General features: G+C 65.2%; 9 protein-coding genes. 4 read left to right on the top strand and 5 right to left on the bottom strand.

The features are described from left to right. On the bottom strand, positions 1-1,098 hold a 1,098-nt coding region (locus KF785_07075; GenBank protein ID MBX3146520.1), incomplete at its 3' end, for an amidohydrolase family protein. Between the two features lie 230 nt (positions 1,099-1,328). Here KF785_07075 and KF785_07070 point away from each other — a divergent pair. Together KF785_07070 and KF785_07065 are read left to right on the top strand one after the other, a co-directional pair. Further along, positions 1,329-1,718: a nuclear transport factor 2 family protein gene (locus tag KF785_07070; GenBank protein MBX3146519.1), complete on the top strand. Its 390-nt coding sequence runs from the start codon at positions 1,329-1,331 to the stop codon at positions 1,716-1,718. Between the two features lie 11 nt (positions 1,719-1,729). Beyond that, complete coding sequence (locus KF785_07065) at positions 1,730-3,010, top strand: hypothetical protein (protein ID MBX3146518.1); 1,281 nt, start codon at positions 1,730-1,732, stop codon at positions 3,008-3,010. 91 nt (positions 3,011-3,101) lie between these two features. On the opposite strand, the gene KF785_07060 is transcribed toward KF785_07065, so the two are convergent. Both KF785_07060 and KF785_07055 read right to left on the bottom strand, forming a co-directional pair. Beyond that, entirely contained in the window at positions 3,102-6,581 is a 3,480-nt protein-coding gene (locus KF785_07060; GenBank protein ID MBX3146517.1) for a S8 family serine peptidase, read from the bottom strand. Between the two features lie 75 nt (positions 6,582-6,656). Next, a complete protein-coding gene (locus KF785_07055; GenBank protein MBX3146516.1) occupies positions 6,657-7,244 on the bottom strand; it encodes a sigma-70 family RNA polymerase sigma factor in 588 nt (195 codons plus the stop codon). A gap of 91 nt (positions 7,245-7,335) precedes the next feature. Here KF785_07055 and KF785_07050 point away from each other — a divergent pair, with 91 nt between their 5' ends. After that, entirely contained in the window at positions 7,336-9,711 is a 2,376-nt protein-coding gene (locus tag KF785_07050) for a serine/threonine protein kinase (protein ID MBX3146515.1), read from the top strand. 114 nt (positions 9,712-9,825) lie between these two features. Further along, entirely contained in the window at positions 9,826-10,959 is a 1,134-nt protein-coding gene (locus KF785_07045) for a serine hydrolase (protein MBX3146514.1), read from the top strand. A gap of 36 nt (positions 10,960-10,995) precedes the next feature. On the opposite strand, the gene KF785_07040 is transcribed toward KF785_07045, so the two are convergent. Both KF785_07040 and KF785_07035 read right to left on the bottom strand, forming a co-directional pair. Further along, complete coding sequence (locus KF785_07040; GenBank protein MBX3146513.1) at positions 10,996-11,406, bottom strand: DedA family protein; 411 nt, start codon at positions 11,404-11,406, stop codon at positions 10,996-10,998. A 24-nt stretch (positions 11,407-11,430) separates the two neighbouring features. Next, positions 11,431-12,576 (bottom strand): ArgE/DapE family deacylase, encoded by a 1,146-nt coding sequence (locus KF785_07035; protein MBX3146512.1) that lies wholly within the window; start codon positions 12,574-12,576, stop codon positions 11,431-11,433. Positions 12,577-12,615 lie beyond the last annotated feature (39 nt).

The raw sequence follows: 12,615 nt of genomic DNA, 5'->3' as shown, positions 1-12,615 counted from the left end.
CAGCAGGACGCCCCGGTCGTGGAGCTGCTTCACGAAGCGGCGTACCAGCGGCCAGGTTCGACGGGCCCGGTCGTAATCGGCCGGGGTGAAACCCGTGCTCAGGGTAAAGGCCGTCCGCCAGTTCTCCAGCATGGATGGAGGCGCATGGGCAAGGTCTGGCCCATCCGTGATGCGAGCACTGTCGCCCCAGGCAATCGCCTCGAAGATCGCGAGCGTCGGATCGTGAGGTATCCGACGTGCCACCAGGGCCTCGATCATCGAGTCCGCTTCGGCCGATTCCGGTTCATAGAACTCGTGCCACTGAAACATGAACCCCGCGTTGCGTACCATCGACGCTCGCCAGGCCGCACGTCGCTCTGGCGTCAGCAGTTTGGGTGACAGGGGAAACGAGTGGACGAGGTAGTCGATGCCCATACCGGCGGCCTCGGTCCAGCTCGTCGCAAAGAGATGGCCGATGACCTTCTTTCCGGCCCGATGCGCCTCATCGATGCCTGCCGCCACCGAGGCCGAATCGAGCGACGTGTATAGCTTGATGTAGTCGACGCCAAGACCAGCCTGTCGCCGAACGGCGGCGCGAACATCATCGGGGGTGCGAACCTGTTCCACCAACCCGGGAAAGTCGGTGCGATCGATGACGTCGCCTGCGGTCAGGATTCGCGGGCCGAGCAGTACCCCGCGAGCAACACTGTCCCGCACCGCCACGGCAAGACTGGCAACGCCACCGGGATCGCGAATGGTTGTGACCCCAAACGCCAGCAAGGTACGCAGCGACCACGAGGCCACCGTGGTATCGGTAACGTCCATCGAGCCGCCACTGGCCCCGATCTGCGCCGGACCAAGCACGACATGCGCGTGCATGTCGATCAAGCCAGGCATCAGCCAGCGCCCGGTGCCATCGATGATCTCGGCACCCCTCGGCACTCGGAAGGAAGCGGCCGGTTCGATGCTTTCGATGCGCCCGTCCCGGATCAGGACGCTCTGACCCGGTTTGGCGTCGCCACCGGAACCGTCGATTACCGTCACGTTCTGCACGACGACCGACGGCTGCGCACAGGCAGATGCCAGGAAGATCAGGACCGCACTGAATCGGATCGTCATGACAGCCTCGTTGTGCTCGAGCCTTCGCGAACCCCGGACGCGGGGCGGGTTCATCTGCACGAGTTAGTCCCCGCCGCCGGCAAAACCTTACGACCGGCCAGGGGCTATCGGAACGGCTGAACCGTTTGACAAGGCGCGGCAGAGGCACCAACCTTACCCGGCACTCGGCGGCCCCCCACCAGCCGAGCCCCAGGCACCCACCCCCATCTCCGAATGAATCTGGAGTCCCGATGAGTACGGCTCTCGCAACGGTACAGAGCGTCTATGCCTCATTCGCGCGCGGCGATATCCCGGCAGTCCTTGGCGTTCTCGCCCCCGATATCCGATGGACCGAAGCGGCGGGCGGACCCTATGGCGGCGTCTCGATTGGGCCGAACGCGGTGCTCAACGATGTGTTCATGAAGCTTGGGACCGAGTGGGACGGCTTCAGCGCGGTACCGGCCGAGTTCGTGGCGCAAGGCAACACGGTCGTGGCACTCGGCGAGTACTCGGCCACCTACAAAGCCACCGGCAAGAGCTTTCGGGCGCCGTTTGCGCATGTTTGGAAATTCGTAGACGGCAAGGCTGTGTCGTTCGAGCAGTACACCGACACGGCGGTTCACCTGCAACCGATGAAGTAGCCCGCAGGATCATGGTGCGACCCGGCATCATCCTGCTGCTTGCCTCCGCCCTGGGCTGCGCCAGCCAGGCGTCGGACCCCTCGACCCTGCCTCGGCCGGTCGACGGACTGGTCCGATATGATGCCACCGTCGGCTTCGACCTCGAGGCGGGCGGTCTGAATGCCGAGGTCACGCTGCGTTTGCCTTCCAGCGCGGCTGTTGGCGACACGATTCGGCTGCTGCTCAACCGAGGGCTCACGGTCCGGAGCGTCGTTGGAGCAGCAGTTCGATCGCATCAGATTGGCGGTTCTGACTTTTCGCCTGCCTGGCAGCTGGTGTCTGTATTATTGGATGGGCCGGTCCCTGCAGGGGCCGACCGTACCATTACGATCAGTTACGCCGGCAAGCCCGAACTCCCAGGCGACGGCATCAACGCCATTCTGCCGCACCGGATCGAGCTCAACCTCGATTCGCAATGGTTTCCGATTCCGGCCAGGATCGACCACGAACTCGTCGGTGTACTGCGAACCAGGGTTCCGGCAGGTTGGCAGGTCGCGTCGGGGGGAACGGTCGATCACGCCGACGGCGCCGTGGTCGTGCGGTTGCAGGTTCCGCAGGTCGATGTGGCGTTCACGGCGACTCCAGGATTTCGAGAGCTGCCGGGACGGCAGTTCACCATTCTGTACAACAAGGCTGGTGAGCGTACAGCGCGGGCCGTGCTCGTCGCCGCCGAGAACTGCGCGGGCTATCTGGACGGACGGTTTGGAGCGCAGGACCGATTTCCCGGCGGTCGGATCGTTCTCGCTGATCGGCCTGGTCCGGGCTACGCGCGCAAGAACTATATCGTGCTGAGTGAGGTCAATCCCGACAGTACCGAGTCGCTTCACAATTTCCTGTGTCACGAAGTGGCCCACTACTGGACCCGATTTTCCGGCGCGATGTCACCCGACTATTGGCTGATCGAGACATTCGCCGAGTACGCCGCTGCCCTGTACCTCAGGGATCGGATCGGCCAGGCGGCGTTCGATCGCCGGCTGACGATATGGGAGATTGGCGGGCGGAACGCCGGCCCCGTCTGGACTCCTGCAACCCAGATGCGCCAGCCGTACGCAGTAGCTTACCGGCGCGGCCCCTATCTCCTGGCCCTGCTCGAGCGGCGCATCGGCCAGGGGTCCTTCGACCAGTTCATTGACGGGTACATGGCAAGCGGCATTGGGCGGACTCGCAGCCTGATCGATCATCTGCAGCGAGTTGCCGGTGCGGAGGCATCGGCCTGGTTCGAGGCCGAGCTGGCGAGGGCCCCCGGGCCATAAGGGCTTCCGCGCACGGTGAGCGCCATCGCAAGAGATCGGGCCCGAGCTGAACATTCAGCCCGGGCCCGACGCTATTCGGCCGTTCCGAGCGCTAGCGCTTGGTCATGCCGACGGTGATCACCAGGTCACCCTCCACACTGCGAATGGTCGCCCCTACTGACCTGCCCCCGATGTTGCCCTCGAGTGACAATGGGCGGTCTCGGGTCGAATAATCGCAGTATCCCCCGACCATGTTGCCGTTGCTCCGATTGACCTGGAAGTAGCACGCGAGCAGCTCCCCGAACTGTCCGAAGTCCCAGCCTCCGGTAAAGTAGCAGTCGAGATCTGCGTCCCGGCAACGTTGATCCTGCGGAGGTACCGAATAGCGCGCAATACTCCAGGTTCGGTTCGACGACACAGTGTTGCGCACGACCGCGCCCTCATAGACGCCGGCATACCGATCCACGATGACTTTGGCCATGCCGCCACCGTTCGCACTAGTGACATAGACACCAAACTCACCTTCGGTCTGGCCGGCTGTGAAGAGACCGCCCGAGATCGTCCCGGCCTCGCGATCCGTACTCCAGATAGAGGATCCGCTGCCACCGATCACCGAGAAGGCACGGTTCTGTCCGTATCCGACCGCGGCAACGGCGGGACTGACCTGCAGCAGCGCTCCACCGCCGTTGGCGAATTCCACCGACACCTGCGCTTCGGCCCGCACGGCAGGATCCTCCACCAGTGTCGCCACGATGGTCACCGGTCCCACGGTGCTTGGAGCGGTAAACCGGCCAGTTCCCGAGATGGTTCCCCGGCTTGCGGTCCAGGTGACCGCAGCATTCTCAGCACCCCAGACACTCGCCAGGAACCTGCGGGTATCCCCTGGCACCATCCTGGTAGACGACGGTGTGATGGAGAGCGTGGCGCAGTCCGATGGTCCAAGGAGCATTCCTGCCGGACGCGGTGCAGTCGGCTCGGGGCACTCGCAGCTGGGTCGGAAACGGTGATCGGACCCACGCTCGACCACTATCCCCTGATCCGATTCCCGGAACACCTCCCTGCCGCTCCCGTCGACGCCGAAGACGGTGACGTTGTATGGTGTCGAGGTCCCCAGCCCGACGACGGTCGCCACCGCAACCGCCGAGGGTGTGGCATGCGTCACTCGGCGGACTTCACCGATCCCATCCACTTCCACCACCGTTGTCACGCTGACCGCACCTTCCGAGCAGGACGACGGGTCGATATGGATGTCGCCGCTTTCGAGCAAGTTCGGCAAGTCAGCCGCGTCGTAGTCAGGGTCCGAAAAAAAGTGCGACAACACCTGAAGGTCGGTGCGCATCGGACCGCCCTTGCCGAACGGTCGGGGCGTATTGTCGAGGACGCCATCACCGTTCAGATCGCCGCGAGGATAGACGTTTTCGACCAGGGCGGTTCCGACGATACCGTCACCGTTGAGATCCTTCTTGGGATGATCAGCTGCCCCGTTCAGGTGCTGTCCGTTGCCGGTGACCTGCAGGTACCAGTCACGGAAACGGCGGAAGTCGCGCATATCGACGCGGCCATCACGCGCAGCTGCCGTCGTTGTGTCGACGGTGCCGTCGGCACGCACCCGTTCGTTGCCGTCGGCAGTGCCGTCATCGAGATCGGCCAGCTCTCGGGCAAAGGCCTCGTTCCCGCTCCGCTGATCGAGCGCCAGCAGCGCGGCAAACCCGTCTACGACAGGAACCCGCACGGTCGCCACCTCACGCCCCGAGGCGATCAGCAGATCCCGCATCGGATTCGTCGTCATGGTGGGCAACGGAATGGTCGAATCGAGGGCGGTCAGGAAACTGACGACACCGGTGACGAGCGGGGCCGCAAATGAGGTTCCATCTGCAAGCGAATAGCTGTTCGACCCGCCGGCAACCTGAACTCGGGCGCCGCCTGCGGAGACATGCCCTCCCCTGTTCGAGAAGCCAGCGTCCCCGAGCGCCCCCGCTGGACCGGTCTGTGCCATGGCTTCGACAACCGTGATCGGTGCAGCACGCAGACGAACTGCGGCGTTCTGGGCATAGCCGTTGAACCGGGCATCGAGCCCGTCGTTGCCCGCCGATGCAATAATGTGCGGCAGCGGTCGACCCGCAGCGACCAGGGCGGTCAGCATGTCGTAATACTGCTGACCTGCCTGGTCCGCGGTCGCGGTTCGAAAGGCAGCGGTACCAACCAACCCCCCGGTTGTTGTTCTCCAGCGCAGACCCCAACTTTGGTTGAGCACCCGGATCGTCAGGTCGGCCATCAGGACGTTTTTGAGCTGGACCATGACCTCCGTGCCATCCGTTTGGATATTCATCGCGGCCATCCGCACGAACGGATTGGCGCCGTCTTGACCGCGCCCGTTGCCCCAGGTCGCCCCCATCACGGATGCCACCATGGTTCCGTGGTAGTCGCCGTTGGGCAACCCAGGCCGAACGATCATCGAGTCAGGAGTCAGCAGCGACTCATACGTCACGTCCTCATGGCTGGGCCAGAAGGTCCGATCAGCAACCAGGACGGTCGGGCGGCGACCAGTGGCCGCCACCCGCTGGTTCAGATGCCACATCTGCGGTAACCGCGCCACCTCAAAAGCCCAGTTTCCGGTTCCGGGCACTGTTTCCCAGGTCCAGAGACCGGGCACGGCCGATCGGGTCGGCAGCGAGCCGACATTGACGGGGTGGTTCTGGACGGCAGCCCGTACCAACGGACTGGCCCGGAGGATCGCGAGTGCGCTCTCCATTGCCGCGTGAGTGGCGGTAGGCAACCGCACAATCAGGAAACCGCCGGAGGGAGTTCCGGCCGGGAAAGGCGCACCACCAACCACCCGGACGCCGAGGGGGCGGAGCAGCTGGTTCACCTGGCCCGCAGTCGCCGAGGCCTCCAGCGACAGGGTCAACACGCTCGGCGAGAAGAGCAGGCCCGGCGCCTCGGGATGATCATCGGTGTAGTCACCCGGCTCGGGTACGAATCGGAGATCGGGAATGGCCAGCCGGATGGGGGTATCTGGCGGCACCGGCAGTGGATCGGCAACCGGTTCCGGGTCGGGATCGGTGTCATCCTCCTTCTCCAACCGGAACTTGATCACGAAGGGCTTCCCGCGCACCAGAGCTATCTCGTCGGCCGGAACGGTCCTGACATCGGCTTGGGTTCCGACCACACGGAGGGCGGCCATACCCAGCAGTGTACCGTTCTCCTCGACGATCAGGCGATAGCGCCCGGAGCCCGACAGCAACCCTCCGGTGGCCAGCCACACGGCAGAATAGCTTTCCTCTTTGAGGTCGACCGTCAGTCGACCCGGCGGAGCCGTGCTCGCATCGAAGGTCGCGAGAACGGGACAGCCAGTGCCGGTTGCCTTGACGCAAACGACTCGAGCCACGGGGTGCCGCCCAGGGTCGAACGACCCGGTGAACCCGGCGGGAGCTTTGACCATGGGCGGCAGCCAGTAGAAGCCGGGAACATTGGTGCCTGAGCCAGGTTGGCCGCCGGTTGGGGGACGATCGGGGAAGGTCAGCTCCTGGTCCGCACAGGCGGCGGCAAGCAACAGGACGAGCGGAATTGCCCGGAAACGCGGGGAAGACATGGCCGGCTCGCAATGTGAGGGTTGCTCTCACGGCGACACCGGCCGGGCAAAGTGGACAAGGCCTGGACTAGCCGATCAATCCTGCAGTCCGGTGGCGTCTCCGATCTCCTTCCGAAGCCAGGCCCGGGCCACGATCCAGTCCCGCTGAACGGTCTTGAGCGACAGGTCGAGGGTCTCGGCCGTTTCCTCCAGAGTGAGGCCGGCAAAGAAGCGCCGCTCCACGACCGTTGCGGCCCGGGGGCTCACTGCGGCCAATCGCGTCAGCGCCTCGTCGAGCGCAATAAGCTCATCCGCCGCCTGCTCGCCGACCAGATGCTCGACTGCCTCGAGCGGAAGCGCGTCCTTCCCCCGCCCGCGCTTCTGCCGCTTCCGGGAGCGGGCATGATCAATCAAGACCCGTCGCATCGACTGTGCGGCCAGGGCAAAGAAGTGACTGCGATCCTTGGCGGCGAGGCGGTCCCGCTCGGCGAGCCGAAGATAGGCTTCGTGCACCAGGGCTGTCGCACCGAGCGTATGCCCGGTGCGCTCGTTCCGAAGCTGAGCGCCAGCCAAGGCGCGGAGCTCGTCATAAACGAGCGGCAGCAACTGATCGAGCGCCCCGGCATCGCCGTCGCGCAGTCGGAGCAGACAGGTCGTTACGGAAAGGGATGAGGACTCGGTCATCGGGCCCAATGACCAGATTAGCCGGCGACTGACGCCTCTGCAAGATGGCGGTAGATTCTCGGCTCCGACCGTTTACACCCGCGAGACGCCAATGCAATCGGGAACCTGGGAACAACTGGGCGAGCTGTTTCTCAAGGCGGTCGAGCTGCCAGCGGCCGATCGGGCCAACTATCTCGACGCCGCATGTGAGGGCAACGGGCAATTGCGCCTAGAACTGGAGGCCATGCTTGCTGCCCACGAATCCGGGGCGGGCGGGGACGATCTTCTCGATCTCCTGCCCTCGAGTCGAAGTGCCCCCGCCCTGACGGTCGGGTCGCAGATCGGCCCCTGGCGGCTCGAGGCGCTGGTCGGGCGCGGCGGCATGGGTGAGGTCTTCCGGGCCGTGCGGGCAGATGGTCAGTACCACCAGGAGGCCGCCATCAAGGTGGTCCGGCCGGAGCGGACAACGGCGGCAATGGTGAGCCGGTTCCTGCAGGAACGGCGGATCATGGCCCGCCTGGAACACCCCGGTATTGCCACCCTGCTCGATGGTGGCATTACCCCGGGCGGCCAGCCCTACCTCGCGATGCAGTACGTCAAAGGTCAGCCGATCACGCGATGGGCCGATACCCACGCCCTGCCCGTGGTCGAACGGCTCCGCCTCTTTGTCAAAGTCTGTGATGCGGTCCAGTTCGCCCACGCGAACCTGATCGTGCACCGCGACCTCAAGCCGTCGAACATTCTGGTGACCGACGAAGGGCAACCCAGACTGCTCGATTTCGGTATTGCCAAGCTGCTGGACACTGGGGCCACCGACTCGACTACCGGCGACCTTCTCCTGCTTACGCCCGAGCACGCCGCTCCGGAGCAGTTCCTCGGCAACCAGGTCACGACCGCGACCGACGTATATGCACTCGGCGTGCTGTTGTACGAGCTGCTGACGGGAACGCGCCCGTTCCGCGACGTGGCCGCCGCAGACCTGCCCCGCGCGGTTTGCGAAACGCCTCCGCGACCGCCCAGCACCGTGCGGCCCGTTGCCGGCGACCTGGACCAGATCGTCATGAAGGCACTCCGGAAGGAGCCGGATCGCCGCTATGCCTCCGCCGGGCAGATGGGCGAGGACGTGACGCGCTTCCTCGGTGGATGGCCGGTGCTCGCACGACCTGACACCGCCGGCTATCGGATCCAGCGCTTCGTGAGCCGTAACCGGATCGGCGTCGGTGCGGCCGCTGCGATTGTCATCACACTGATCGGTGCTACCGCCTTGACCGCTCGCGAATCGAGTCGCCGCGGTGATGCCCTCGCCGCGGCTCGAGCGGAGCAAGCGCGCGCCAATCGCATCACCGAGTTTCTGATGAGTGTATTCCGAGCCTCCAACCCGAGCGAGACACGCGGCCGCACGGTGACCGCACGCGAGCTACTCGACAACGCCGCAAACCGGGTCCGCCGCGATCTGGCGGACGACCCCAGCGCACGGTCGGACATGGAACTGGCAATCGGACGCGCCTACGCCTTCGTGGGCATGCTTGCAACGGCGGACACCATCCTGGGCCGAGCGGTGGAAGGCCGTCGCCAGGCGGTACCAGCCGACTCGCTGCGCATCGCCGAGGCCGTCGAGTGGCAGGCTCGCATCTGGCTTACCATGGGCCGCCTCGAGGAGGGCCTGGGCCTGATGCGCCAGGTGGCGGCCCTCCGCGAGGGCGAACTCGGGCCGAATGCCCCGGAACTCGCTCCGGTCTACCAGCGGATTGGCATGGTTAGCGTATCATTCGATCCTGAGGACACCTCCGGAGTTGCAAGGCGGCACTTTGACCGGGCCTTGGCCCTCCTCCGCCAGGCCAAGCAAGTAGACCATCTGGCCGCGGCCGAGATCCTCCGCCACCTCGGCAGCCTCACCGGAGACCAGGGGAAGGGCGAGGAGTCTGTCGCCCTGTTCCGCGAGGCGGTGGCCACTGCAGAGCGAGCGACGGATGGAGATGATCCGGTATTGTTCAATCTCTACGAATCTCTTGCACTGGGCCTGAGACAGATCGGACACGCCGATTCGGCCATCGCCATCCATCGCCGCTTGCTGGAATCGCGACGCCGGGTCTTTGGCCCAGACCACATCGACGTCTCGTTCAGTCTGTTCAACCTCGCTCGAGAACTGAGCCGGCTTGGCACCAGTCATGATGAGGCGCTTCGGCTGTTCCAGGAATGTATCGCGCTTCGCGAGAAACTGCTGGGAACGAGCCACTACCAGGTTGCCTACGCACGTGGCGCCTACGGCCAGGCGCTGGCACGCGCCGGAGCGCTGCCAGCCGCCGTCGAACAGCTCGACCTGGCAGCCCAGCTAGCTGAGCAAACGCTCGGCAGGGATAATCTGACGACCATCGAATATCGCGATGCCAGGGACACCGTTCGAGCCCGAATGCGCTCCGGTGAGGCCAGACCTGCACGGCCAAGGCCACCGTCCGTTTCCAACGCTATGCCCCGGGGCGGTGTCTAATGTAGATTGGCCCCAACCACTAACTTCCGGATTATGCGACCCTCTCACGGATCCATCGCTCTCCTTTGCCTCGGCTTGGGCGTTACCACGACTGGATCGGCTCAGTCGCCTGCGGTGACGCGAATCGTCGAAGCCGCCAAGGCTTCGCACACCGATGCACTCTACCTCTGGAAGGACGGCGTCGAACTGATCGACACCACCTTTTCCGGCGAGCCTCGAACCATCGAACTGATGTCCGCCGCCAAGTCGGTGGTGGCCCTTGCCATCGGTCGCCTGCTCGAAGAAGGCAAGCTGAGCTCGATCGACCAGCCGGTGCACACGCTCTTTCCTGAATGGAAGCAAGGCAGGAAGCAGGCGGTCACGATCAAGCACCTGCTCAATCACACGTCGGGTCTGCAGAACATTCCCAACGCCGGCGCCGAAATCTACCCGGCGCCGGACGGGATCCAGCTGGCGCTTGCCGCGGAACTGACCGACCCACCCGGAGCCAAGTTCGCATACAACAACAAGGCGACCAATCTGCTGGCCGGCGTGATCGAGAAGGCCAGCGGACAGCGGATGGATCTGTACATGGTCGAGAAGCTGTTTCAGCCCCTGGGCATCTCCGAGTATCAGTGGTATTTCGACCGCAGCGGCAAGCCGCATGGAATGGCGGGACTCCAGCTCAAGGCACGAGACGCCGCCAAGCTGGGGCGACTGGTGCTCGACCGCGGCCGTTGGGATGGCAAGCAGCTGATTCCGGCGGATTACGTCGACGCCATGCTGACCCAGAGCCAGGAGCACTATCGGCTGGTCGGTTTGCTCTGGTGGATTCAGCCGGACACTCAGAGTGTGCGCATCAAGCTGCCGGCAGCAAGCCGCAGCGACTCTCCGGACCGGCAGGCCGTGCTCCGGAAGCTCGCCCCGCTGTCAGGCAAAGAGTACGGTTCCCGGACCGAGGCGCGCCTGGCGATCTGGAACCTGATCGGAGGCCCGCCGCCTGCCGCCGACTCGGTGCTCGTATCGGGCCTTGGAGCCGACTGGAGTACTTCGATCCTCGACTGGACGATCGGAACGCCCGCCGCCTTCTACGCGGATGGATACCTCGGCCAGTATATCGTCGTGGTACCGAGCCAGCGGGTGGTCGCCGTGCGGCAAATCCGCAGCTCGGATCGCTACAATCAGGCCACTGACGGGTTCATGGACTTCGTGGCAATGGTAACGCGACTGGCTCCCGAACTGGGCAAGGGGCAAGCCGGACAACGGTAGGTTTCAACCGGGGCGGTGAGTCACCGCCCCGTCGCCTCAGACTGCTGCCTGCGCAATGATCCAATAGCGAGCAAACTTGCCGACCCCCATGTAGAGCGTCGAACTCAGCAGCGGCAGTCGAAGCCATCCCGCAGCAACACAGAGCGCGTCACCGACGATCGGCGCCCAGGCAAACAGCAGGACAGGCGCCCCGTGCCGCTTGGCCCACTCGACTTCCCGCCGCGTCGTCCGCTCCGGCAGAAGCCGACCTATCGCATAGGACGTCAATCCGCCAAGCGTGTTGCCGACGGTTGCAACCGCCAGCGCGGGCCAGAGAATCTCGGGATTGAACCGGAGCAGAGCGAACAAGGCGGGTTCGGACCCGCCAGGCAGGAGTGTGGCCGCCAGGAAGCTGGCCGCGAACAGAGCCCAGAGCTGGGCAACTTCGGACCCGAGCAACGCTTCCATCGTAGCCTCAGCGGACGGCGACGGTCACCCGCAGTACTCGGCGATGACCCCCGACAGGAGGTCCGTCAGCCGGTACACCGACGCAATATCCACCCACTCGGTTGCCGCGTGCGCGCCGCCCCCGATGACACCGACGAGCAGGCTCTGCATTCCGGCACCGTGGGTGAGACCTGCGTCGGTCCAGTACGGATCACCGCGCACGACCGGGTCCGTACCAAGCACGCGCCGCGCCTGGCGCATCACCGTCGCCACGAGGGGCCACTCCGGATCCGCCTCGAAGGCATCCCGCCCCACCAGCCGTGTCAGCGTCCAGCGGAGTTCGGCATCCTGAGCCGCGAGCTCGCCGAGCACTCGTCTCAGCTCCACCTCGACGCTCCCGACCGTCTCGCCCGGAAGCATACGCCGCTCGAGAGTCAGCCGGCATTCCGCAGCAACCGTGGCGGCATCCTCACCGCCGCGAATCATCGAGACCCGAACCGCACTGTGCCCCAGGAGCGGGTGACGTGGAGCCGCCTGCAGGCGCGTTCGCAGCGCCTCGATGGCCGCCAGGACTCGGGTGGCGTGCGCGATGGTATCGATGCCCTGCTCCGGCATCGAACCATGGGCGGCACGACCGCTCAGCACGACCTCGAACCAGGCAAAGCCACGATGGGCCACTGTCACACCAAGCTGAGTTGGCTCCGCGACGATTGCCGCATCGGCCGAGAAACGGGCCACGACCTCTTCGGTACCGATGCTGCCAAACTCTTCGTCAGCCACGCAGGCGACCATGACGTCGCCGGCCAGCGGTGAGCTGGCAGCGCGCGCCGCAGCGACCATCGCGGCAGCCAGGCCGCTTTTCATATCGAACGCGCCGCGGCCATAGAGCCGGCCATCGCGCTCGACCGGATCGAAGGGATCGCCATCATAGCCGGCTACCGAAACCGTATCGGTATGACCGTTGAGCAGCAGCGAACGACCGCCACCGGTACCTCGTCGAATCCCAACGACCGAGGGGCGCCCGGGACGGCCCTCGAGCCAGTGCACCTCGAATCCATGGCGGGTCAGCCACTCCCCGCACCACGCCGCCATCCCGGACTCTCCGGCTGCTCCCGGCACCAGATCCGGATTGACCGAGTCGATCCGGATCAGATCGCGCAGCAACGCGATCGGATCGGGAGAGTCAGCCATGGCGGCGACCGACCGGTCGATGGCGACAGTCACTTGCCA

This window comes from Gemmatimonadales bacterium, from assembly GCA_019637315.1.
GTDB lineage: Bacteria > Gemmatimonadota > Gemmatimonadetes > Gemmatimonadales > GWC2-71-9 > SHZU01.
Note: the sequence above shows the minus strand (reverse complement) of the source record. Positions and strands in the feature narration are given on the sequence as shown.

What these genes read in the sequence shown, in the direction of transcription:
- KF785_07055 (MBX3146516.1), bottom strand. Translation starts at nt 7,244, where the DNA reads ATGACCGAGTCCTCATCCCTTTCCGTAACGACCTGTCTGCTCCGACTG.
- KF785_07040 (MBX3146513.1), bottom strand. Translation starts at nt 11,406, where the DNA reads ATGGAAGCGTTGCTCGGGTCCGAAGTTGCCCAGCTCTGGGCTCTGTTC.
- KF785_07060 (MBX3146517.1), bottom strand. Translation starts at nt 6,581, where the DNA reads ATGTCTTCCCCGCGTTTCCGGGCAATTCCGCTCGTCCTGTTGCTTGCC.
- KF785_07035 (MBX3146512.1), bottom strand. Translation starts at nt 12,576, where the DNA reads ATGGCTGACTCTCCCGATCCGATCGCGTTGCTGCGCGATCTGATCCGG.
- KF785_07050 (MBX3146515.1), top strand. Translation starts at nt 7,336, where the DNA reads ATGCAATCGGGAACCTGGGAACAACTGGGCGAGCTGTTTCTCAAGGCG.
- KF785_07065 (MBX3146518.1), top strand. Translation starts at nt 1,730, where the DNA reads ATGGTGCGACCCGGCATCATCCTGCTGCTTGCCTCCGCCCTGGGCTGC.
- KF785_07070 (MBX3146519.1), top strand. Translation starts at nt 1,329, where the DNA reads ATGAGTACGGCTCTCGCAACGGTACAGAGCGTCTATGCCTCATTCGCG.